We start from the raw sequence: 22,438 nt of genomic DNA, 5'->3' as shown, positions 1-22,438 counted from the left end.
GCGGGGTCGCCGCCCTGAGGTCCGTCGGCCTGCATGGCTTTTCCAGCTTCGCTTGCTTGCTATCGATTCCATGAACACCTTCCAGCCCGCCACCGCCCAGGCCGTCCTTGAGGGCGAAGCCCTGCATGCCTTCATGGACCAAGCGCACGACCTGCTGCAGCAGGAGGAGGATGCCAGCCCCATCGCCCCGGCCGAACGCCAGGCGGCCGTCATGGAGCTGCTCTCCCAGCAGCGCTTCGCCCCGGCCACGGTGGGCGAACTGGAGCGCCTGCACGATCTCTGGCTGGACCTGGAACGGCCCGAAACCGCCAACGCACTGCTGCGCGAACACCGCGCTGCCACGCTGCAGCCCTTGCAGGGCGACAACCACCTGCTGGCCACGGCCAGCCTGGCGCTCAGCGACATCCAGAGCCGGCTGCGCTTTGACCGTGAAGGCGGCGTGGCCCTGCTCGCGCCCGCCGCCGATCTCATGGGCCGGCTGCCGCATACCAGCGAGCCCTACCGCTACTGGAACGGCTGGCACTACCTGGCCCGCGAAGCCCAGGCCTGGGAGCTGGCCGAGCAAGGCGTGGACCTGCAGCGCAGCCACGAACGCAGCGACCCGGATGGCGAGGCCTCCCCCGCGCGCCGCGACGCGCGTGCCTGCCTGCGCAAGGCCGAGCTGGCCCGTCTGCGCGGCGATGTGCCCGCCACCGTGCGCCAGGTGCAGGCCGCCACGGCGCTGCTGACCCAGGCCGATGCAGAGCAGAACGTGGACTTCGACGACTGGCTGCACCTCGCGCGCGAGGTCCTGCCGCTGGCCCCGCAAAGCGTTCCGGCCGTGCTCATGGCGGCAGAGCAGCACCTGGCCCGCACCGAAAGCCCCGCCGCATCGCAGGCGGTGCGCACGCACCGCAAGGTCCATGCGGCCCGGCTGCAGGCCATGGCCTGCCATGCCATGGGCCAGCCCGAGGCCGCGCTGCAGCTGGCCGCGCTGGGCCGCTTCGGCCTGGTGGATGACTCCGACGATGCCTTCAGCGGCCTGGTGCTGCAGTGGCTGGAAGAGGCGGGCCGCCTGGCCGATGCGGCGGACCTGGCGCTGGAAAGCGTGCTGCACAGCCGCCCCGGATCGGCCCGTCAGGGCTATGAACTGGCCTTGCGCAGAGTGGACAGCGACACCGCCCATGCACCGACCTGGGCGCTGATCCTGGCCTGGGCGGGACTGGATTCCGACATGCAGGAGATCCTGGAAGACAGCCCGGCTGCTCCGCGCAGCGCCGACGACTACCTGACCCTGGCGCGCACCCAGGCGCCCGGCCACCCTCTGCTGGACCTGATCGACGGCTGGCGCCTGGCCAAGGACCGCCAATGGGAGCAGGCCCTGCCTCTGCTAGAGCGCGGCGTGACCGAGCAGCCCCGGCACGCCAACTCCGAGCTGCTGCCCATGCTCTGGGCCGCGCGCTTCGCCGTGCTGCCCGCCGCGCAGGCGCTGCAGCGCCCCTTTGCGCAGGGCCATGGCGCCCACTGGTGCTATGCAGCGGGCGTGACCCTGGACGACGAGGACGACCTGGCCGCCATCATGGGCGAAGGCCGGCAGGTGCCGAACGACGAGTTGCGCGAGCCGCTGGTGCAGCGTTACTACGAAGAGGGCCTGGCCCGCTTCGAAGCCTTCTGGGCCACCGGCCAGGGCCGGTACAAGGACGCGCACCTGCACGTCTACTCCATGCTCTGCAACAACCTGGCCATCAAGTACCGCTCGCAGCAGCGCTATGACGAGGCGGCGGCCCTGCACCACAAGGGCCTGTCCAGCAGCCCCTTTGCCGAACACCACGACGGCCTGCTGTGGTGCGCCATCCGCCGTGACGACCGCCCCGGCATCGTCACGGCGGCCGAGCAGCTGTGGCACTTCACCCAGGACTACGGCTACAGCCGCCACTGCCCCACGGACTACTTCCCCAGCGCGGCGCTGGCGCTCTACCAGCTGGGCCGCGCAGGCGAAATCGGCATCTGGCTGGAGCGCCTGGACCAGTGGTTCGAGGAACTGGACGAGGACGACCAGCGCGAACAGCGGCGCGACTACCTGGCCTCGCTGATGTCCCTGCTCGACTTCTTCTCCGAAAACCATGGCGAACTGGTGCGCCCGCGCCTGGACGCCCTGCTGCCCGAAGTGCGCGCCCTGGGCGAGTGCTACACGCTGCGCCGCCTGGCCTGCGCCATGGAAAGCTGCGGCCCCATCGACCAGGCCGTGGCCCTGCACCGTGAGGCCATCGCCAAGCTCACGCCCGACGACGGCGAGGCCGAGCACAGGATGGCAAAGGACGGTCTCAAGCGCTGCCTCAAGCTGCGCTCGGACAGCAAGCCCTGGTGGAAGCTGTGGTGAACCCGGGCGCCGGTGCCAACGCCGCCAGCGCCTATCGGCCGCGCGACGTGGTCAATGCGCCGGCCATCAAGCAGCGCATCCGCGAGCGCAGCGCCGCACGCGGCGACAGCGAGGAGATCGCCGCCTGGCTGGCCAACCACTTCTACCGCCATGTGATCGGCAACCTCGACGCCGACCCGCCTGCCGTGCAGCCCGTGTCCACGCAGGCCGAGCTGCTGCGCCTGCACCGGCGCGCCGAGCCCGCCGCCTGGGCACTGGAGCGCCTGCGCGAACATGCGGCCCGCCAGTCGCTGTCACCGGACAGGCCGGCGGCCGACGGCAGCGCGCCGCTGTGGTGGGTGGAGCCCGACAGTGCACCCCTGCTGGCGCTGGAGAGCCGGCTGCTGGAGTTCCTGTCCACCCGGCGCGGCACCGCGCTGGAGGGCAAGCTGCAGCGCATCAACTGCCCGCAGGCCCTGGCGCGCTGGACGCTGGAGCACCTGGCCTTCGCCCGGAGAAGCGACAGCGGCTGGGCCGAGCACCGGCCCGGCGCCGTGCGCCCGCTGCTGCGTGGCCAGCTGGGTGTCTTCGTCGAATTCGATGCCCAAAGCCCGGACCTGCGCGCCGAAATGGCCTATGAAAGCCAGATGATGCGCCACTGCCTGGGCCAGTTCAGCGAGCGCGGCGCACTGCGCGGCGGCTATGGCGAGCACTACGCCGAAGCCTGCGAGCAGGGCCGGCTGCGGCTGTTCAGCTACCGCACGGGCACGGCCCAGCCGCGCATCACCGTCAGCGCCCAGGTGCGGGAAGACGGGCGGCTGCGCATCGACCAGATCAAGGGCAAGCAGAACCGCCCGCCGATTGCGCGCTACCTGGCCGATGTGCTGGCCCTGCTCAATCACCTCGATACCGATGGCGAGGCGCCGGCGGACGCCCTGGCCATGGGCATCGTGCGCCGACCGGCACAGCTGCTGGCCACGGGCAGCGCGGCTGCCTGGTGCGCGGCCAGCGAGCTGCACACCGAGGCCGAGCAGCTGTGGCTGCTGCAGTCCCACCCGGCGCTGCTGGTGCAGTTGGACATCCGGTCGCCCCTTATGCAATGGCTGGTCGCGGCACGCCGCGACACCGTGCCCGTGCCCGCCTTCGAGCGCATGCCGCGCAGCGCGGCCCTGCAGCAGTCACTGGAGCTGGCGCGCCGCCGGGCGGGATCGCCGGCAACACCGGGAACACCGGGCAGGACAGGAAATCCGCGATGAACGCCTTCACCCTTGTTGTGCTGTCTGCATTGGTCTGGTGGGCAGTGCGCGCCGGCCTGCGGCGCATGCGTGCGTCGCGCCAACGCGGGGACTTCAGCAGCTACCGCAGCGGTGACGCGGCACTGGACTGGGCCCTGGCCCTGGCCCATCCCATGGCCTTTCACGCCATTCAGGGCGGCTTTGCGGACCGGCAGCTCAACGGCGCCGACTCCGCACTGACCACCCAGCTGCGCCCCATGGTGCTGCACCACCTGGGCCTGCGCACCGACCTGGACGATGCCCAGATCGCACGCCAGTTGCCCGACGGCCTGCGCCAGCGCTGGTTCACGCTGGACCTGCAGCGCCTGCAGGCCGGTGACGATCCCCATGCCGCCATGGCCTTTGCCTGCGCGCGCGTGGCCTTCCATGTGCGCTGTGCCTGGCTGCTGGGCTGGGTGGACGAGGCCCTGCACCAGCAGATCCTGCACCTGAACGCATGCCGCGCGCGGGACTGCTTTGACAGCTGGCAGGCCTTCGGCCTGGCCTACGCACGCGGCCGCAGCCAGTGGCTGGCCCGTGGCCGCGCCGATGTGCTGGGGCGCAGCGTGACGCCCGAGCAAGTGCAGCGATGGGTGGCCGATCCGCGCCACCCCTGGCATGCCATGCCCTGGCAGCAGCAGGCTGTCCGGTGACTGCCGCCAGGTGGGTGCGCCGCCTGCGCTGCCTGCCCTGCCCGGTGCTCAGCCTTCGCCATGCACCTTGGCGAAGGTGAGGATCACCTCCCGCACCACCTGGCGCTGAGGCGCGGGCAGCTTCAGAAAGGCATCGAAGGTTTCGCGTTCGAGATAGCCCACGCCCGGCTCCTGGCATTCGAGCGGCGACGGCAGGGACGGCGAGGCTGATTCGCCATAGCGCAACACATCGGGCTCGACCTCGAGCAAACCCGCCAGCAGCACCAGCTTGTCCTGCTCGGGAACGGCCTCGCCGTTCAGCCAGCGCGAGACCGCCTGGAACGAGATCGGCCGACCCCAGTAACTGGAATTGAACAGCTTCAGAAGCACGCTGGGCCGGGGCTCCAGTCCCGCAGCCTCGATGGCCTGGCGCAGGCGCAGTGCGAATTCGAGCTTGTTACGCATTCCGACACCCTGGATTTCCCTGGAATCTTGATTGAATCATCAGCCCGTCGCCCGGCCAGCGTTCAGGCGAAGATGCTGCGCGCCTCGGTGAAGCGCTTGGCGAAATAGGTGTTGTCCATGCGCACGCGCTGCACCGTGCCGCCGCTGGACGGTGCATGCACGAACTGGCCGTTGCCCACGAAGATGCCCATGTGCGAATAGCGCGCGCCCAGGGTGTTGAAGAACACGAAGTCGCCGCGCTGCAGGCTGCGGCTGCCCACGGGATTGCTGAACTGCGCCCACTGCGCCGTGGTGCGCGGCAGGCGGTTTTCGGTGATGCCGCCCACGGCCCACTGGATCAGGCCGCTGCAGTCGAAACCGCCTTCGGGCGAATTGCCGCCATAGGTATAGGGCGTGTTGACCACAAGCATGGTGCGCGCCAGCAGCGCCTCGCGCAATTCGCCGTCCAGATTGAGCGCCTGCGGCGAAGGCACGGGCGCCGGGCCCGAGCCTTTGCGTGGTGCGGACGAGCAGCCAGCCAGCAGCACGGCGGCCGCCAGCAGACCCCAGTCACGGCGCGAGAGCCGCGCCCCGGTCACCGGAGACACCGCAAGGGAAGTCGAAACACCAGCCTTCATGGCGCTGCATGTTCTCACAAAGCCCTCGCGGCCAAAAGAAAAGCCGCAGGCTGCGCTGCGGCTTGGCGGGAAAGAGCGCGCGGCCCGGCGGCTCAGGCGGTGCCCATCAGAACGGGAGCTTGGGCATGCCGCCGCCACCGCCCATCATTCCCTTCATGGCCTTCATGCCGCCCATGCGCTTCATCATCTTCATGAGGCCGCCGCCCTTCATCTTCTTCATCATCTCCTGCATCTGCTCGAACTCCTTGAGCAGGCGGTTGACTTCCTGGACCTGCACGCCCGCGCCGTCGGCAATGCGCTTCTTGCGCGTGGCCTTGATGATCTCGGGCTTCTTGCGCTCCTTGGCGGTCATGGAGCAGATGATGCCTTCCTTGCGGCGGATCTCGCGCTCGGCCTTGTCCATGTCCACCTGGCCGGCCTTGGCCGTGAGCTGGGCCGGCAGCTTGTCCATGAGGTTGGACAGGCCGCCCATCTGCTTCATCTGCTGGATCTGGGCCAGGAAGTCGTTGAGGTCGAAGCCGTCACCGCTCTTGACCTTCTCGGCCAGCTTCTGAGCGGCCTCCATGTCCACGCCCTTGGTGACCTGCTCGACCAGGGCCACGATGTCGCCCATGCCCAGCACGCGCTGCGCGTGGCGGTCGGCGTCGAACACCTCCAGGCCGTCGATCTTCTCGGACACGCCGGCGAACTTGATGGGGGCACCCGTGATCTGTCGCACCGACAGCGCCGCGCCACCGCGCGAGTCGCCGTCGAGCTTGGTCAGCACGATGCCGGTCAGGGGCAGCGCTTCCTTGAAGGCCTTGGCCGTGTTGATCGCATCCTGGCCCTGCATGGCATCGACGACGAACAGGGTCTCGACCGGCTTGAGCGTGGCGTGCAGATCCTTGATCTCGGCCATCAGCAGCTCGTCGATGGCCAGGCGGCCGGCCGTATCGACCAGCAGCACGTCAAAGAAGTGGCGCTTGGCGTAGTCCAGCGCGGCCACGGCGATGTCGTGGGGTTTCTGGTCGGGCGTGGAGGGGAACCACTCGGCACCGGCCTGGGCGGTCACGGTCTTGAGCTGCTCGATGGCGGCGGGGCGGTACACGTCGCCCGACACGGTGAGCACCTTCTTCTTGCGCCGCTCGATCAGGTGCTTGGCCAGCTTGGCCGTGGTCGTGGTCTTGCCGGCGCCCTGCAGGCCGGCCATCAGGATGACGGCCGGCGGCTGGGCGTTGAGGTTGATGTCGGCCACGCCCTCGCCCATGGTGGCGGCGAGTTCCTTGTTGACGATGGACACCAGCAGCTGGCCCGGCTGCAGCGAGCCCAGCACCTCCTGGCCCAGCGCCTTTTCCTTGACGCGCGCAACGAAGTCGCGCACCACGGGCAGGGCCACGTCGGCCTCGAGCAGGGCCATGCGCACTTCACGCAGCATGTCCTGCACGTTGGATTCGGTGATGCGGGCCTGGCCGCGCATCTCCTTGACGAGTCGCGAAAGTTTGTCGGTCAGAGCGGAGGCCATAAGCGGGGAGGAACTGGAGTCGTCGGAAAGGAAAAGGTGTGCTGCAGCGAGCCAGCCGGGGCCAGGTGGCCAAGTGGGACCGGGTCGCGGCACGGACCCTGCAGATCCCGATGATTCTACCCGCTGCCCCTGCCGGGGTAAGTACCGGCCTTCCGTGCCCCACGGCAGGCACCGGCCAGCAGTAACATGCGCAATGTTTCCATAGTTTATGGCTATCACATTCCGCAATGCTGGCTTGCTACCGCCTGGGAGTCTTCATGCCTGATACGCCGTATCGCCAGTTCCTGGACCGTGTGCCCGACGGGTTTCTTCTGTTTGACGAGCAGGGCGGCCTGCTCGATGCCAATGCCCAGGCCTGCGCCAGCCTGGGCCATCACAAGGCCGCCATGCTGGGGCTGGGCATCATGGACGTGTGGCTGGACCTGGATGGACGGCCGCGTGATTTCTGGCGGGACATGGTCGTGGACAGCCAGGCCCGTCTGCGAGGCCGGCTGACCCGCCGCGATGGCACCAGCTTGCCCGCCGAGATCCATGTCCATTGCCTGTCACTGTCGGGCAGGCGGCTTTTCTTCACTACCTGGCACGACCTCAGCGAACGCACCGGCCAGGACGAGCCGGTCGGCCAGCCCAATGCGCAGCTTGAGCCGCACCTGCAAAACCGCACCTGGCCGTGGCAGGACTCGACGCGCCTGCTGGAGACCGTGATGCGCGAGACGCCCGACCTGGTCTTCGCCAAGGACCGGCAGGGCCGCTACACCTTCGCCAACCCCGCCACAGCGCGCTTTGCCGGGCACGCGCCCGAAGACATCGTGGGCAAGACCGACCAGGAGCTTTTCTCCGACAGCAGCTTCACCGACGGCGACCGCCGGGTGCTGGACAGCGATGCGCCCGTGGTGATGGACGATCATCTGCTGGTCGACGGGCAGCGCCGCATCTTCCAGTCCACCAAGATTCCCTATCGCGATGCCGAGGGCCGGACCGTGGGCGTGCTGGGCATTGCGCGCGACATCACCCTCATGCGCCAGACCGAGTCCCAGCTGCAAAAAAGCTACGACGTGCTGCGCCAGGCTGAACAGCTGGCGCGCCTGGGCAGCTGGACATGGGAACTGGACACCGGGCACTTTCAGGCCTCGGAGATGATGTATGTGATGAACGGCCTGGACCCCCAGGGTCCGCCACTGACGCGCCATGCCCTGCGCGCCATGCTCGGGCCGCAGGATCTTGCCCGGCTCGCCGCTGCCGTGGATCTGTGCATCAGCACCGGCCAGTCCTACAGCATCGATGTGGTCCAGCGCTGCCCGGACGGCCGGCAGTTCGCTGCCCGCCTCATGGGCCGGGCCCTGCGCGACGAGCAAGGCCGCATCGTCGCGCTCAGCGGCACGCTGCAGGACCTGTCCGAACGCGAGGACGCACGCATGCGCCTCGAAGCCCTGGCCGACAACCTGCCCAGCGGCGCCATCTACCGCCTGGAAGGCGGCTTGACGCAACTGCGGCTCAGCTACATCAGCGCCGGCATAGAGAACCTGATCGGCGTGCCGGCCCACGCCATCATGGCCGATCGGCAGGTCTACCTGAATGCCATCCATCCCGAGGACCTGCCGCTCTACCAGGGGATGATGCAACGCTCGATCGATACGCTGCGGGTCTTCGATTGCCGCTTTCGCGTGATCAGGCCCGACGGAGAGATCCGCTGGCTGCGCTGCCGCTCGGCCCCCCGGCGCTGTCAGGAGGGCATGGTCTGGGACGGCATCATGCTGGACATCACCCGCGAGCGCGAGGCCGAGCAGGCGCTGCGGCAGGCCAAGGAAGCCGCCGAAGCGGCCGAACGCGCCAAATCGGATTTCCTGGCCATCATGAGCCACGAAATCCGCACACCCATGAATACCGTCATCGGCATGACGCGCCTGGTGCAGCAGACCGCGCTGACATCGCGCCAGCGCGGCTACCTGGAGAAGGTGGAGCGCTCGGCCAGCGCCCTGCTGGCCGTGATCAACGACATCCTCGATTTCTCCAAGATAGAGGCGGGCATGCTGGCGCTGGAGGAAGTGGACTTCGCCCTTGACGATGTGCTGGAGACCGTGACGGCCTCCACGGCGCTGCGCGCAGAGGAAAAGGGGTTGGAAGTGGTCTATGCGCTGGACCCGCACCTGCCGCCCCGTTTGCGCGGCGACCCAATGCGCCTGGGCCAGGTGCTGACCAACCTGGTCGGCAACGCCATCAAGTTCACCGAGCATGGCGAGGTGGTGATCTCCCTGCATCTGGAGCCGCCACCGGTGGACGCGCCTGCGGATGCCGATGCGGACACCACGGCAGCGCCCCTGCACCACCTGTGCGTGAGCGTGCGCGACACCGGCATAGGCCTGGATGCATCGCGGGCCGAGCGGCTGTTCCAGCCCTTCACCCAGGCCGACATCCAGACCACGCGCCGCCACGGCGGCACCGGTCTGGGCCTGGCCATCTGCCACAGGCTGGTGCAGCTCATGGGCGGCGAGATCGGCGTGTGCAGCCAGCCCGGCCAGGGCAGCGACTTCCGCTTCACGGCCAAGGTCCGGCTTGCCACGGATGCGCTGCTGGACGGCCACGACAACCTGGGCAGCACCGGCGTTCTCATCGTCGATGACAACGCCAGCGCGCGCGAGGCGCTGGCCGCCATGGTGCGCAGACTGGGCATGCGCTGCGATACGGCGGCGGACGGCATGCAGGCGCTGCACATGCTTCAAGAGGCCGCACGCCAGGAATCCCCCTATGGCCTGGCCCTGCTGGACTGGCGCATGCCCGGCATGGACGGACTGGAGCTGGCACGCGGCATGCGCGAGCGACAGGACCTGGTCAAGACCCCGGCCGCGCTCATGGTCACGGCCTTCGGGCGCGACGAAGTGCAGCTGCGTGCCGCGCAGTTTGGCCTGCGGGGCCTGCTGATCAAGCCCCTGACCGCATCGGCACTGAGGTCCTCCATCCTTGAGGCGCTGCGGGACCCCGAATCGACCCAGCCTGAAGACCCGGCGGCCGGCCCGTCGCCACAGCAGCGCTACCCGGGCCTGCCTGGGCGCAGGGTGCTGGTGGTGGATGACAACGTGCTCAACCGCGAGGTGGCCACCGAGTTGCTGGAGCAGGCAGGCATATCGGTACAGACTGCGCAAGACGGTCTGCAGGCGCTGCAGCTGCTCGACAGCCAGCCTTTCGATGCCGTGCTCATGGACGTGCACATGCCCGGCATGGACGGCCTCAGTGCCACGCGCGCCCTGCGCACGCGCAGCGCGCTGCGGCATCTTCCGGTGATCGCGCTGACTGCACAGGCCTATGTCGAGGAGCGCGCCCGGATCGAGGCCGCAGGCATGAATGCCCATCTGACCAAACCCGTTGACGATGTGCTGCTGTACGAGACGCTGCAGCGCTGCCTGCGCGCAGCCCCCCCGCCAACGGCAGCGCCTGCGCCGGCCCCGCCCTTCCAGCCCACGCCGCCAACCCCTGCCCCGGCCTGGGATCCTGTGCAGCTGCGGCAATGCCTTGCCAGCCAATCGCCGCGCATGCTGCATGCGATCGAAGGCTTTGCCCAGGACTTTGCCGATGCGCCGCAACAGCTGCGCCGCGCCGCGCGCAGCGGCAACTGGGCAACCGTGGCGTCGTTGGCGCATACCTTCAAGGGCAGCCTGGGCTACCTGGGCGCGAACCTGCTGGAGCAATGGTCGGCCATGGCCGAGACCGGCGCGCATGCATGCATGTCAGGCGACGGCGATGGCGGGAATGCCCGGCCCAGCGGTGATCTGCCATCCCTGGTCCAGGCGCTGGCCGATGGGCTGCAGGGCCTGCTGGCGGAAATCGCCGTGCGGTCCAGGCAGGCGGCCTTGCCTCCCCTGGCCACGGTGTCCAGCGCTGCGCCCTCGCAGCAGCGGCAGCGGCAGCCGATGACCGCAGAAGAAGTCTCATCCACGCTGGCTCGGCTGCGGCTGCAGATTGCCGACAGCGACTATGCCGCCGTGGCCGAACTGGAACGGCTGCGGCCCCTGGTCAGCGGGCGCCATGCATCCGTGCTGCAGCGCATCCAGCGCTGCGCCGAGTCCCTGGAAACCGAGGCGGCGCTGCAGGCGCTCGATCAGCTGGCGCGGAGCATGGCTGCGAACCGGATGGCCCTACAGGGAGCTGCAGATGCTTGACGCCCTGACCGGGTCGGAGCTGCCCACGGTCCTCATCGTGGACGACGAGCGGCTGAACCGCAGCATGCTGGCCGAGCTGCTGAGCCCCCACTACCGAGTGCTGCTGGCCAAGGATGGCCCTGGCGCCCTGGTGATCGCCCACCGCGAAGCCCACCGCCTGCAGCTGATCCTTCTGGACCTGGCCATGCCCGGCATGAACGGCTACGAGGTGCTGGGTGCGCTGCGCGCGCAGGAGCGCACCGCCCATATCGCCGTCATCTTCATCACCGGACAGAGCAATGCCGAGGCCGAGGAATACGGCCTGCGCCTGGGCGCGGCCGACTATGTCTCCAAGCCCATACGCCCTGCCGTGGTCGAGGTGCGCGTGCGCAACCAGATACGGCTGGCCCTGCAGCGCCAGGCCCTGGAGCGCCTGGCCATGGTGGACGGGCTGACCGGCCTGGCCAACCGGCGCCACTTCGACGACGTGCTGGAGCGCGCCTACCGCCGCAGCCTGCGCACGGGCGAGCCCGTGGGCCTGGCTCTCATTGATATAGACCACTTCAAGCAATACAACGACTGCTATGGCCATCTGCAGGGGGACGAGGCGCTCAAGGCCGTGGCTGCCACACTGCAGCGCCATGCGCGCCGGCCCTACGACCTGGCAGCGCGCTTTGGCGGCGAGGAATTCGCGCTCATCCTCCCCGGCGAAAGCGATGCGCCGGCCATGGCCGAGCATTTCCGCCAGGAAGTGCTGCGCCTGTCCATCGCCCACGCCGCCTCTCCCACGGCGCCGCAGCTCACCGTCAGCTGCGGCGTACTCACCGTGCGGCAGCCGTCTGCCGCGCCTTTGGAAACCTGGCTGCAGAAGGCGGACGGCCTGCTCTACCAGGCCAAGGCCCAGGGGCGCAATCGCATCGAGGCAGCCGTGGAGCCCTGAAAATGCGCGCCGAACCACGGCATGGCACCCGGATTCTGAGCCTGCACAACCGGCGGCAGGAAAGCCACAGCTATCATTGAAAGATGCTCTCCGTCCCCCTGATTTCCGCCAACGTATCGCCCCTGGGCTGGATGCTGGCGCTTGCCGCAGCCGTGGCCTATGCCGTGCCAGCCGCCGGCGCCCGACGCATCAGCCAGGCCGGCGCCCGCATTGCCCTGCGCCTGGCCTGGGTGCTCCACGCCCTGGCCCTGGCCTGGGGCCTGCTCGGGGAGCAGCCTCACTTCGGCTTTGCACCGGCCCTGTCCATGACGGCCTGGCTGGTGCTCACCGTCTATGGCGTCGAGCAGCAGCTGTTCCCCAAGATGCGCGCGCAGCTGGCGCTGTCCGCGCTGGGCACGGCCGCCGTGCTCATGGCCGCGCTGTTTCCGGGAACGCCCCTGCATGTCAACGCCTCGCCCTGGCTGCCGCTGCACCTGGCACTGGGCATTGCCTCCTACGGACTGTTCGCGGCCGCCGTGGTCCACGCCTCGCTGATGACACGCGCCGAGCAGCACATGCGACTGGGCGGCGGTGGCCATGACAGCGGCCTGCCGCTTCTCACGCTGGAGCGCCTGACCTTCCGCTTCGTGTCCGCAGGCTTTGTGCTGCTCACGGCCACGCTGGCCGCAGGCTGGCTGTTCGGCGAACAGCTCTATGGCAAGGCCTGGGTCTGGAACCACAAGTCTGTGTTCTCGCTGCTGTCCTGGCTGACGTTTGCCGTGCTGCTGATCGGCCGTGCGCGCTTTGGCTGGCGTGGCCGCAGCGCCGTGCGCATGCTCTATGCAGGCGCCCTGCTGCTGCTGCTGGCCTATGCGGGATCGCGCTTCGTCATGGAAGTGCTGCTGGAGCGCACCACATGAAGTACCTGCTGGTCCTGATCGTCATCATCATTGCCGTCGGCGTCTGGCGCAGCCAGCGCCGTGCCGAGGCCCGCGAGCGGCGCCAGGCGGCTGCGCCGCGCAACCCGGCCAACCCGGCCAATGCGCCGCTGACGGCTCCACAGGACATGGTCGAGTGCGCGCACTGCGGCCTGCACCTGCCGCGCAGCGAGGCCATCGAGGCGGCCGGCCGCAGCTACTGCAGCGCAGAGCACCGCACCCTGGCGCAACGGCGCTGAGCATGCAGGACGCGGCCCCCCCCCAGCCACCCACCATCGACGAGGCCGCGGCGCAGTCGCCGCACGACGCCAACGCCCCCTTTGTCCGGCTATGGCAGGGCTTCCTGACCGGCCGCGTGCTCATCGCCACTGCGCTTTTACTGCTGCAGCTGGCGCTGCTCAGCGTGCAGCCTGGCGGCAATTCCCTGGTCTGGCTGGTCTGCCTGGGCTACCTGGGGCTGACGCTGCTGCTGCGGCTGACGGCACGCGCCCAGCCGCCTTCGCCCCGCGCCGGCGTGCACTGGCTGCCCGTGATCGGCGTGGACATCGCAGTCATCTGCCTGCTGCAGATGCTGCAGACCGGGCCGCTGAACTACTCGGCCCTGCTGGCCATTCCCATCCTGATCTCGGCCGTGCTGGGCAATCTGACGCTGGCCCTGGCCACCACGGCCAGCGTCACGCTGCTGACCCTGGGCTGGGTGGCATGGCAGGACGTGGCTGGCCGCATAGAAAGCACCCAGGCCTACTACCAGGCCAGTTTTGCCTGCGCAGGCTATTTCGCGGTGGCCTATCTGACGCACGAACTGGCACGCCGCGTGCGGCGCGAGCGCCACCTGGCCCAGCACAGCAGCCGCAAGGCCCAGACGCAGGAACAGGTCAATGCCCTGGTGATCCGCCACCTGGGCGAAGGCGTGCTGGTGGTCGATCCCCAGTTCCGCGTGCAGCAGGCCAACCCGGCCGCGCTGCACCTGCTGGGGCTGGCCGACGCGCATGCCCTGCCCTTCGCCCTCAAGGAGCATTCCGGCTGGCAGCGGCTGCAGGACGCCGTGGCCCAGAGCTTTGCCCAGAACCTGCCCATCTCGGCCGCCATCCATCTGCAGTCCATCGGCCAGGAAGGCATGACGGGCCTGCACCTGCGCACCTGGCTGACCGAAGTCGCCACCCCATCCGACGCCGCCGACGCGGCCGAGCCCGCGCTGCTGCAGCAGCTGTGCGTGGTCTTTTTGCATGATCTGCGTGAGATGGAGGCGCGGCTGCGCACGGAAAAGCTGGCCTCCATGGGCCGCATGTCCGCCGCCGTGGCCCACGAGATCCGCAATCCGCTGGCCGCCATCACCCAGGCCAATGCCCTGCTGGCCGAGGATCTGGCGCAGGACCCGGCCCAGCAGCAGCTGTGCCGCATCGTGGGCCAGAATGCCGAGCGCCTGGCACGCATCGTCGAGGACGTACTCAACATTGCCCGGGCCCAGCAGCACATTGGCGAGGCGCATGCCGGTCTGCTGGCCCTGGACCAGCACGTGGCCCAGGTTTGCCAGGAATGGCAGGCCCAGGGCCAGCCCGCGCACAGCATCCAGCTCCTGCTGGACGCCAGGGACAAGACTGTGGTGTTCGATGGCGAGCATCTGCGCCGCATCCTGGTGAACCTGCTGGACAACGCCCGGCGCTACCGCAGCAACGCCCACGAGGCACACACGCTGCAGGTGCTGACCGGCGCGCCGGCCGGCGGCCAGATCTGGCTACAGGTCTGGAGCGACGGCGCCGCGCTGGAGCCCACGGTCCAGCGCCATCTGTTCGAGCCCTTCTTCTCTTCGGAAAGCCGCTCCAGCGGCCTGGGCCTGTATATCTGCCGCGAGCTGTGCCAGCGCTACGATGCCAGCATCAGCTACCAGCGGCTGTCGCGGCCCACGCCGCACGGCCCTGTCGAGGGCAATGCCTTCAGCATCGTGTTCCGTGCCGGCCCGGCCTCGGCCCTGCCGGCCTCCCTGTTTGATCAGATTGTGGTGTGATGCCTTTGAACTCCCTGCCCGCTGCCGCATCGATCCTTGTCGTGGACGACGAGCCGGATCTGCGCACCCTCTATGAACTGACCCTTCTGCGCGAAGGCTACCGCGTGGAAACCGCCGCCAGCGTGGGCGATGCGCGCGAGCAACTGCAGACCCAGCGCTTCGACGTGGTCATCACCGACATGCGCCTGCCCGACGGCATGGGCATGGAGCTGCTGCAGGACCTGCGCAGCCAGCAGCGGCGCGAGCGCTGCGTGGTCATGACGGCCTACGGCTCCGCCGAGAACGCCGTCGAGGCCCTGCGCTCAGGCGCCTTCGACTACCTGACCAAGCCCGTGGACCTCAAGCAGTTCCGCCTGGTCGTGGCCTCGGCCGCCCAGGGCGTGGGCGGTGTGCCGGCCCCGGGCGTGATGCCGGCGCGCAGCCCTTCGGCCGCTCCCGCCGCCAGCCCGGTGCTCAACGGCAGCGGCGCACTGGACGCCATGGTCGGCGAGTCGCCCGCCATGCAGGCCGTCAAGCAGCGCATTGCCAAGGTGGCGCGCGGCATGGCGCCGGTGCTGGTGCATGGCGAGTCGGGCACGGGCAAGGAGCTGGTGGCCCGCGCGCTGCATGCCTGCAGCCAGCGCGCCCATGGTCCCATGGTGGCCGTGAACTGCGGCGCCATTCCCGAAAACCTGCTGGAGGCCGAGTTCTTCGGCGCGCGCAAGGGCTCCTATACCGGCGCCACCCAGGACCGCGACGGCTACTTCCAGGCTGCGCGCGGCGGCACCTTGTTTCTGGACGAGATCGGCGACCTGCCCCTGGCCATGCAGGCCAAGCTGCTGCGCGCCATCCAGGAGCGCCGCGTGCGCCCCCTGGGCTCCGCACAGGAGGAAGCGGCCGATGTACGCATCGTCAGCGCCACCCACCGCGATCTGGCTGCCGATGTGCAGCAGGGGCGCTTCCGGCAGGACCTGTACTACCGCCTCAATGTCATCGAGGTGCTGCTGCCCCCGCTGCGCGAACGCCGCGAGGACCTGCCTGCCCTGTGCCGCGCCCTGCTGGCACGGCTGTCGCAGGAATCCGGCCTGCCCATGCCCGAGATCGACGAGCGTTCAGTGCAGCAGATCGCCCGCCTGCCCCTGCCCGGCAATGTGCGTGAACTGGAGAACCTGCTGCACCGCGCCATCACGCTGGGCGAGGACGGACCGCTGCGCATAGATCCCGAGATGCAGCTGCCCTGCGGCACGCCACCAGCCCCGCCCGCACCGCCTGCATCCGCCTCGCCCTCTCCTCCGCTCTCGCCTTCGCGCCCCCTGCCGCAAGGCAGCCCGCTATCGCCAGAGCCAGCCGATGCCGACCTGCCCCGCGACCTGCAGGCCTGGCTGGACGAGCGCGAGCGCAGCATCCTGGTGCAGGCGCTGCAGGAAAACGGCTTCAACCGCACGGCCACCGCCGCGCGCCTGGGCCTGAGCCTGCGCCAGATCCGTTACCGCATCGACCGGCTGAACATCGCCCTGCCCGGCGATGCCAGCGCCGAGGCGGACGGAGGCGGCCATGGCAAGTCCTGATCCGCAGGCGCAAGCCACCCAGGCCCCGGCCTGGACCTGGCAAGGCGGCTGGCTGCAGCAGGCCCGCCACCTGCCCTCGCCCAACTTTGGCGAGCGCCCGGCCCAGGCGCTGGTCGATCTGGTCGTCGTGCACTCCATCAGCCTGCCCCCCGGCGAGTACGGCACGGGTGCGGTCCAGCAACTGTTCACCAACCAGCTCGACTGGGATGCCCATCCTTACTACCAGGGGATACGCGGCCTGGAGGTGTCGGCGCATTTCTTCATCACGCGCCAGGGCGAGGTCTGGCAGTTTGTGGACTGCGATGCGCGCGCCTGGCATGCAGGCGCTTCCTGCTGGCGGGGCCGCGACCGCTGCAACGACGACTCCATCGGCATAGAGCTCGAAGGCCTGGAGGGCCTGCGGTTCGAGCCGGCCCAGTACGCGGCGCTCGATGCCCTGTGCAACGCCATCGCGGCGCGCTACCCCGTGGCCCATCTCGCAGGTCATGAGCACATCGCGCCGGGCCGCAAATGCGATCCGGGCGCAGGCTTCGACTGGCACCGGCTGCGCGGGCTGCTGGCCCATCACCCCGCCACGGCGAACTGGCAGCTGCCGCCGGGCGCGGGCCAGCCCTCCACGTAAGCGCACACCCTCATCGCAGGCACCGCCAGGTCTTGCGCAAAATCCCGCTTGTCCACAGGCAGAGGACAAAGGCTGTGTCAATCCAGAAAGCAACCGATGTGGCGCGCCAGGCGCACGCAGCGGCTGCCTGATCATTTTTTACAAATTCACGCATGTGTCGCAGCCCCACTGTCCATGGGGCTTTCAGCGGTCCGACCGGCGCAGGGCCAAGGCTGCAGCGGCTTGCGGCGGACCATCGCCCGCAAGTCACGGCGCAGCGGGCCTTTGCTGCTATTGGCTTGTAGGTTGCGCACCCGTTTGGCGCAGCGCAAACAGCGGTTTTCCGGCTGTGAGTACCCCGTGTACATGAGACGGCGATACACTACAGGTAGTGCCCAGAAGCACGCTGGACACCATATCTAGTGTTCACAAGCTGTGCACACCCTGTGAAAACGGTGTGTACATCCGACCCCGATTCCATCTCCCAGCAAGCCTGCCCCAAGTGCAGGTCCGCGTCCGTTCTATCCACAAACACCCGTTGAGGAAACTCATGCAAGAAGCACTGAATTCTTTGGCTCCCGCTGCGCACGGTGATGCTGCCAATCCTTCCTCCGCCCATCACCTGTCCGTGCAGGACGGCTACCAGATCATCCGCCGCAGCGGCGATGTGGTGCCCTTCACGCCGCAAAAGATCGCCGTCGCGCTGACCAAGGCCTTCCTGGCCGTGCGCGGTGCCCAGGGTGCGGCCTCCGCCAGCGTGCGCGAGACCGTGGACGAGCTGACCCAGGCCGTGGTTCGCGCACTGCTGCGCTCGCGTCCGGGCGGCGGCACCTTCCATATTGAAGATGTGCAGGACCAGGTCGAACTGGGCCTGATGCGCGGCGGCCACCACGACGTGGCGCGCGCCTACGTGCTGTACCGCGACCGCCGCAACCAGGAACGTGCCGAGCAAAAGAAGGCCGCCGAGGCCGCAGCGGCTGCCGCCGCCGCACCGGCGCCCGTGCTGCATGTGACCGACAACGGCCAGCGCGTGCCGCTGGACCAGGCCCGCCTGCTGGCGCTGATCGAGGCGTCCTGCCGCAACCTCAACGCCGATATCCAGGCCGCCCCCATCGTCGCCGAGACGCTGCGCAACCTATACGACGGCGTGCCGATCGAAGAAGTCTTCAAGGCCTCCATCCTGGCCGCTCGCACGCTGATCGAGAAAGACCCCGACTACACCTACGTCACCGCCCGCCTGCTGCTGCACACGATCGTGCGCGAGGTCATGGGCCGTGACGTGCACCCGGCCGACATCCAGGCGGCCTACGCAGAGTACTTCCCCGGCTTCATCCGCAAGGGCGTGGACAACGAGCTGCTCAACCCCGAGCTGCTGAACTACGACCTGCCCCGCCTGGCTGCCGCCATCAAGGCCGAGCGCGACGAGCAGTTCGACTACCTGGGCCTGCAGACCCTGTACGACCGCTACTTCCTGCACGTGCGCAAGACGCGCATCGAGCTGCCCCAGTCCTTCTTCATGCGCGTGGCCATGGGCCTGGCGCTGCAGGAAGAGGACCGCAATGCACGCGCCATCGAGTTCTACGAGCTGCTGTCGTCCTTCGACTTCATGAGCAGCACGCCCACGCTGTTCAACAGCGGCACGCTGCGCTCGCAGCTGTCTTCCTGCTACCTGACCACGGTGCCCGACGATCTGGACGGCATCTATGAGTCCATCAAGGAAAACGCCCTGCTGTCCAAGTTCGCCGGCGGCCTGGGCAACGACTGGACGCGCGTGCGCGCCCTGGGTTCGCGCATCAAGGGCACGAACGGCGAGTCGCAGGGCGTGGTGCCCTTCCTCAAGGTGGTCAACGACACGGCCGTGGCCGTGAACCAGGGCGGCAAGCGCAAGGGCGCCGTCTGCACCTACCTGGAGACCTGGCACCTGGACATCGAGGAATTCCTCGAACTGCGCAAGAACACCGGCGACGACCGCCGCCGCACGCACGACATGAACACGGCGAACTGGATTCCCGACCTGTTCATGAAGCGCGTCATGGAAAAGGGCCACTGGACCCTGTTCTCGCCCTCCGATGTCGGCGACCTGCACGACCTCTTCGGCGCCGCCTTCGAGCACGCCTACAAGGCCTACGAAACCAAGGCCGACAACGGCGAACTCAAGCTGTTCAAGCGCATCCCGGCCATGGACCTGTGGCGCAAGATGCTGTCCATGCTGTTCGAGACCGGCCACCCCTGGGTCACCTTCAAGGACCCCTGCAACGTGCGCTCGCCCCAGCAGCACGCCGGCGTGGTGCACTCGTCCAACCTGTGCACCGAGATCACGCTGAACACCAGCGACACCGAGACCGCCGTCTGCAACCTGGGCTCGGTCAACCTGGCGCGCCACATCGTCGATGGCGCCATCGACCACGGCAAGCTGCGCAAGACCATCACCACGGCCATGCGCATGCTGGACAACGTGATCGACATCAACTACTACGCCGTGCAGAAGGCCAAGGACTCCAACCTGCGCCACCGCCCCGTGGGCCTGGGCCTGATGGGCTTCCAGGATGCGCTCTATGAAATGCGCATCGCCTACGCCAGCGACGCGGCCGTCGAGTTCGCCGACCAGTCGATGGAAGCCATCTGCTACTACGCCTACTGGGCCTCCACCGAGCTGGCCAAGGAACGCGGCCAGTACTCCAGCTACAAGGGCTCGCTGTGGGACCAGGGCATCCTGCCGCTGGACACGCTGAACCTGCTGGAGAAGGCACGCGGCGGCTATGTGGAAGTGGACCGCTCCTCGCGCCTGGACTGGGATGCCCTGCGCGCCAAGATCGGCCAGCACGGCATGCGCAACTCCAACTGCGTGGCCATCGCGCCCACGGCGACCATCTCCAACATCGTCGGCGTCGATGCCTCCATCGAGCCCTCGTTCGGCAACCTGTCGGTCAAGTCCAACCTGTCCGGCGAGTTCACCGTCATCAACCAGTACCTGGTGCGTGACCTGAAGCGCCTGGGCCTGTGGGACGACGTGATGGTCATGGACCTCAAGCACTTCGACGGCTCGCTGCGCCCCATCGACCGCGTGCCCCAGGACGTCAAGAGCCTGTACGCCACCGCCTTCGAGGTCGAGCCCACCTGGCTGGTCGAGGCCGCTGCGCGCCGCCAGAAGTGGATCGACCAGGCCCAGAGCCTGAACATCTACATGGCCGGTGCATCGGGCAAGAAGCTGGACGACACCTACAAGCTGGCCTGGCTGCGCGGTCTGAAGACCACCTACTACCTGCGCACCACCAGCGCCACCAACATCGAGAAGTCCACGGTGCAAAGCCGCGTGCTCAACGCCGTGCCCTCGGCCGCCGCCGCACAGCCTGCCGCCGTGAACACCTCCAGCGCCCTGGAAGCCGCGGCAGCCGCCGCGCGCGCCCAGGCACCGGCGACGGACATCAAGTTCTGCGCCATCGACGATCCCGGCTGCGAAGCCTGCCAGTAAGCCGCGCAGCGCGGGGCCTCGCCACGGCGCAGGCCCCGCGCCCTGCCCGCCAGCCAGCGCCATGCGCAGGATCTTCGCCATGGACCTTGGGCCTGCTCAACACGCCAGGCCACCCATGGTCCTACATTGACCGGAGCAGAAAGAGAGGACTCTTTCGCACCGAATGAACTGAACATATGCCCCAGGGCATGCCGGAGAAATTTGCAATGCTGACCTTTGACGACGACGCCACTCTCTCGAACACGCCCAGCGGCGCGGAGGCTGCGCCGAGCACCACACACAAGCGCGTGAATGCCGCCGACAAGCGCATCATCAATGCCAAGACCGACGTCAATCAGCTGGTGCCGTTCAAGTACAAGTGGGCCTGGGAAAAGTACCTGGCCACCTGCGCCAACCACTGGATGCCGCAGGAAGTGAACATGAACCGCGACATCGCCCTGTGGAAGGACCCCAACGGCCTGACCGAGGACGAGCGCCGCATCATCAAGCGCAACCTGGGCTTCTTCGTGACGGCCGATTCGCTGGCCGCCAACAACATCGTGCTGGGCACCTACCGCCACATCACGGCGCCCGAGTGCCGCCAGTTCCTGCTGCGCCAGGCCTTCGAGGAAGCCATCCACACCCACGCCTACCAGTACATCGTGGAGTCGCTGGGCCTGGATGAGGGCGAGATCTTCAACGCCTATCTCGAAGTCCCCTCCATCCGCGACAAGGACGAATTCCTGATCCCCTTCATCGAAGCGATCATGGACCCCGCCTTCAAGACCGGCACCTTCGAAACCGACCAGACCCTGCTCAAGTCGCTGATCGTTTTCGCCTGCCTGATGGAGGGCCTGTTCTTCTACGTGGGCTTCACGCAGATCCTTGCGCTGGGCCGCCAGAACAAGATGACCGGCGCCGCCGAGCAGTACCAATACATCCTGCGCGACGAGTCCATGCACTGCAACTTCGGCATCGACCTGATCAACCAACTCAAGCTCGAAAATCCACAGCTGTGGACACCCGAATTCAAGGAAGAAATCACGGCGCTTTTCGTCAAGGCCGTCGAGCTGGAATACCGCTACGCAGAGGACACCATGCCGCGCGGCGTGCTCGGAATGAACGCATCGATGTTCAAGGGCTACCTGCGCTACATCGCCAATCGCCGCGCCACGCAGATCGGCCTTGAGGCCCTGTTCCCCAACGAGGAAAACCCGTTCCCCTGGATGAGCGAGATGATCGATTTGAAGAAGGAACGTAACTTCTTTGAGACACGCGTCATCGAGTATCAAACCGGCGGCGCACTTTCCTGGGATTAATCGCTTCTCTGCAGGCACAATGCGAACCATGACGCGCTTCACGCTTTTGCAATACCGATGGTGTTGCGGCGTGGGGCGTCTCCGTGTTCATTGCGATGCGTCACTCCACATCGCTTTGGATCGCTTCGGAGCCCCGTACCCCGAAGTGTTTTGTGCAAATCAACGAAGGAGAAGATGATGGCAACTGCGAAGAAGACGGCCTCCACCAAGGCCCCCACCGACAAGAAGACCACTGCCAAAAAGGCGGCTGCTCCCAAGGCTGAAACCGTGAAGAAAACCACGGCCACTGCCAAGGCAGCACCCGTCAAGAAGGCTGCTGCACCTGCTGTGAAGAAGGCTGCAGCTCCTGCTGCCAAGAAGGTCGCTGCACCTGCTGCAAAGAAGGCTGCCGCTCCTGCCAAGAAGGCTGCTGCTCCTGCTGCGAAGAAGGCTGCCGCTCCCGCCAAGAAGGCTGCTGCTCCTGCTGCGAAGAAGGCTGCCGCTCCTGCCAAGAAGGCTGCTGCTCCTGCTGCGAAGAAGGCTGCCGCTCCTGCCAAGAAGGCTGCTGCTCCTGCTGCGAAGAAGGCTGCCGCTCCTGCCAAGAAGGCTGCTGCTCCTGCTGCGAAGAAGGCTGCCGCTCCTGCCAAGAAGGCTGCTGCTCCTGCTGCGAAGAAGGCTGCCGCTCCTGCCAAGAAGGCTGCTGCTCCTGCTGCGAAGAA

General features: G+C 67.8%; 16 protein-coding genes. 13 read left to right on the top strand and 3 right to left on the bottom strand.

Annotated features, from left to right (window positions below):
* The first annotated feature begins 70 nt into the window (after positions 1-70).
* The 3 genes from LGR64_RS16780 to LGR64_RS16770 are packed head-to-tail and all read left to right on the top strand — an operon-like array spanning position 71 to position 4,265.
* A complete protein-coding gene (locus LGR64_RS16780) occupies positions 71-2,359 on the top strand; it encodes a hypothetical protein (protein WP_230356249.1) in 2,289 nt (762 codons plus the stop codon).
* Positions 2,356-3,594, top strand: coding sequence for a hypothetical protein (locus tag LGR64_RS16775; RefSeq protein ID WP_230356836.1), 1,239 nt, complete (start codon positions 2,356-2,358; stop codon positions 3,592-3,594). The genes LGR64_RS16780 and LGR64_RS16775 overlap by 4 nt, the downstream gene beginning before the upstream one ends.
* Entirely contained in the window at positions 3,591-4,265 is a 675-nt protein-coding gene (locus tag LGR64_RS16770; protein ID WP_230356247.1) for a DUF1266 domain-containing protein, read from the top strand. The genes LGR64_RS16775 and LGR64_RS16770 overlap by 4 nt, the downstream gene beginning before the upstream one ends.
* 48 nt (positions 4,266-4,313) lie before the next feature.
* Here LGR64_RS16770 and LGR64_RS16765 read toward each other — a convergent pair whose 3' ends face one another.
* The 3 genes from LGR64_RS16765 to ffh form a co-directional block, all read right to left on the bottom strand.
* Positions 4,314-4,709: a helix-turn-helix domain-containing protein gene (locus LGR64_RS16765; RefSeq protein ID WP_141830204.1), complete on the bottom strand. Its 396-nt coding sequence runs from the start codon at positions 4,707-4,709 to the stop codon at positions 4,314-4,316.
* A gap of 62 nt (positions 4,710-4,771) precedes the next feature.
* A complete protein-coding gene (locus LGR64_RS16760; RefSeq protein ID WP_012203440.1) occupies positions 4,772-5,326 on the bottom strand; it encodes a C40 family peptidase in 555 nt (184 codons plus the stop codon).
* Positions 5,327-5,432: 106 nt separating this feature from the next.
* Positions 5,433-6,827 (bottom strand): signal recognition particle protein, encoded by a 1,395-nt coding sequence (gene ffh, locus LGR64_RS16755; protein ID WP_012203439.1) that lies wholly within the window; start codon positions 6,825-6,827, stop codon positions 5,433-5,435.
* 257 nt (positions 6,828-7,084) lie between these two features.
* Between ffh and LGR64_RS16750 the strand changes: the two genes are divergently transcribed.
* The 10 genes from LGR64_RS16750 to LGR64_RS16705 form a co-directional block, all read left to right on the top strand.
* On the top strand, positions 7,085-10,981 hold the full coding sequence (locus LGR64_RS16750; RefSeq protein ID WP_141830206.1) for a response regulator: 3,897 nt from the start codon (positions 7,085-7,087) through the stop codon (positions 10,979-10,981).
* Positions 10,974-11,900 (top strand): GGDEF domain-containing response regulator, encoded by a 927-nt coding sequence (locus LGR64_RS16745; RefSeq protein WP_034390527.1) that lies wholly within the window; start codon positions 10,974-10,976, stop codon positions 11,898-11,900. The genes LGR64_RS16750 and LGR64_RS16745 overlap by 8 nt, the downstream gene beginning before the upstream one ends.
* A gap of 83 nt (positions 11,901-11,983) precedes the next feature.
* Positions 11,984-12,799, top strand: coding sequence for a cytochrome C assembly family protein (locus tag LGR64_RS16740; protein WP_012203436.1), 816 nt, complete (start codon positions 11,984-11,986; stop codon positions 12,797-12,799).
* The gene (locus LGR64_RS16735) at positions 12,796-13,056 is read left to right on the top strand and encodes a PP0621 family protein (protein ID WP_141830209.1); all 261 of its coding nucleotides are present in this window, start codon (positions 12,796-12,798) and stop codon (positions 13,054-13,056) included. The genes LGR64_RS16740 and LGR64_RS16735 overlap by 4 nt, the downstream gene beginning before the upstream one ends.
* A 2-nt stretch (positions 13,057-13,058) precedes the next feature.
* Positions 13,059-14,822: a sensor histidine kinase gene (locus tag LGR64_RS16730; protein WP_141830211.1), complete on the top strand. Its 1,764-nt coding sequence runs from the start codon at positions 13,059-13,061 to the stop codon at positions 14,820-14,822.
* A complete protein-coding gene (locus LGR64_RS16725) occupies positions 14,822-16,369 on the top strand; it encodes a sigma-54-dependent transcriptional regulator (RefSeq protein ID WP_141830214.1) in 1,548 nt (515 codons plus the stop codon). The genes LGR64_RS16730 and LGR64_RS16725 overlap by 1 nt, the downstream gene beginning before the upstream one ends.
* Entirely contained in the window at positions 16,356-16,991 is a 636-nt protein-coding gene (gene ampD / locus LGR64_RS16720; RefSeq protein WP_013804091.1) for a 1,6-anhydro-N-acetylmuramyl-L-alanine amidase AmpD, read from the top strand. The genes LGR64_RS16725 and ampD overlap by 14 nt, the downstream gene beginning before the upstream one ends.
* Positions 16,992-17,520: 529 nt before the next feature.
* Complete coding sequence (locus LGR64_RS16715; RefSeq protein ID WP_034390517.1) at positions 17,521-20,442, top strand: ribonucleoside-diphosphate reductase subunit alpha; 2,922 nt, start codon at positions 17,521-17,523, stop codon at positions 20,440-20,442.
* 206 nt (positions 20,443-20,648) lie between these two features.
* Positions 20,649-21,740: a ribonucleotide-diphosphate reductase subunit beta gene (locus LGR64_RS16710; protein WP_012203430.1), complete on the top strand. Its 1,092-nt coding sequence runs from the start codon at positions 20,649-20,651 to the stop codon at positions 21,738-21,740.
* A gap of 177 nt (positions 21,741-21,917) precedes the next feature.
* On the top strand, positions 21,918-22,438 hold a 521-nt coding region (locus tag LGR64_RS16705), incomplete at its 3' end, for a hypothetical protein (RefSeq protein ID WP_230356245.1).

This window comes from Delftia sp. Lp-1 (assembly GCF_020523835.1).
Classification (GTDB): domain Bacteria; phylum Pseudomonadota; class Gammaproteobacteria; order Burkholderiales; family Burkholderiaceae_C; genus Comamonas; species Comamonas acidovorans.
This window is presented reverse-complemented; position numbering and strand designations above follow the sequence as displayed.

Coding starts and splice junctions, on each gene's coding strand:
- ffh (WP_012203439.1), bottom strand. CDS start 6,827: ATGGCCTCCGCTCTGACCGACAAACTTTCGCGACTCGTCAAGGAGATG.
- LGR64_RS16760 (WP_012203440.1), bottom strand. CDS start 5,326: ATGAAGGCTGGTGTTTCGACTTCCCTTGCGGTGTCTCCGGTGACCGGG.
- LGR64_RS16715 (WP_034390517.1), top strand. CDS start 17,521: ATGCAAGAAGCACTGAATTCTTTGGCTCCCGCTGCGCACGGTGATGCT.
- LGR64_RS16735 (WP_141830209.1), top strand. CDS start 12,796: ATGAAGTACCTGCTGGTCCTGATCGTCATCATCATTGCCGTCGGCGTC.
- ampD (WP_013804091.1), top strand. CDS start 16,356: ATGGCAAGTCCTGATCCGCAGGCGCAAGCCACCCAGGCCCCGGCCTGG.
- LGR64_RS16740 (WP_012203436.1), top strand. CDS start 11,984: ATGCTCTCCGTCCCCCTGATTTCCGCCAACGTATCGCCCCTGGGCTGG.
- LGR64_RS16780 (WP_230356249.1), top strand. CDS start 71: ATGAACACCTTCCAGCCCGCCACCGCCCAGGCCGTCCTTGAGGGCGAA.
- LGR64_RS16725 (WP_141830214.1), top strand. CDS start 14,822: ATGCCTTTGAACTCCCTGCCCGCTGCCGCATCGATCCTTGTCGTGGAC.
- LGR64_RS16770 (WP_230356247.1), top strand. CDS start 3,591: ATGAACGCCTTCACCCTTGTTGTGCTGTCTGCATTGGTCTGGTGGGCA.
- LGR64_RS16745 (WP_034390527.1), top strand. CDS start 10,974: ATGCTTGACGCCCTGACCGGGTCGGAGCTGCCCACGGTCCTCATCGTG.
- LGR64_RS16750 (WP_141830206.1), top strand. CDS start 7,085: ATGCCTGATACGCCGTATCGCCAGTTCCTGGACCGTGTGCCCGACGGG.
- LGR64_RS16730 (WP_141830211.1), top strand. CDS start 13,059: ATGCAGGACGCGGCCCCCCCCCAGCCACCCACCATCGACGAGGCCGCG.
- LGR64_RS16710 (WP_012203430.1), top strand. CDS start 20,649: ATGCTGACCTTTGACGACGACGCCACTCTCTCGAACACGCCCAGCGGC.
- LGR64_RS16765 (WP_141830204.1), bottom strand. CDS start 4,709: ATGCGTAACAAGCTCGAATTCGCACTGCGCCTGCGCCAGGCCATCGAG.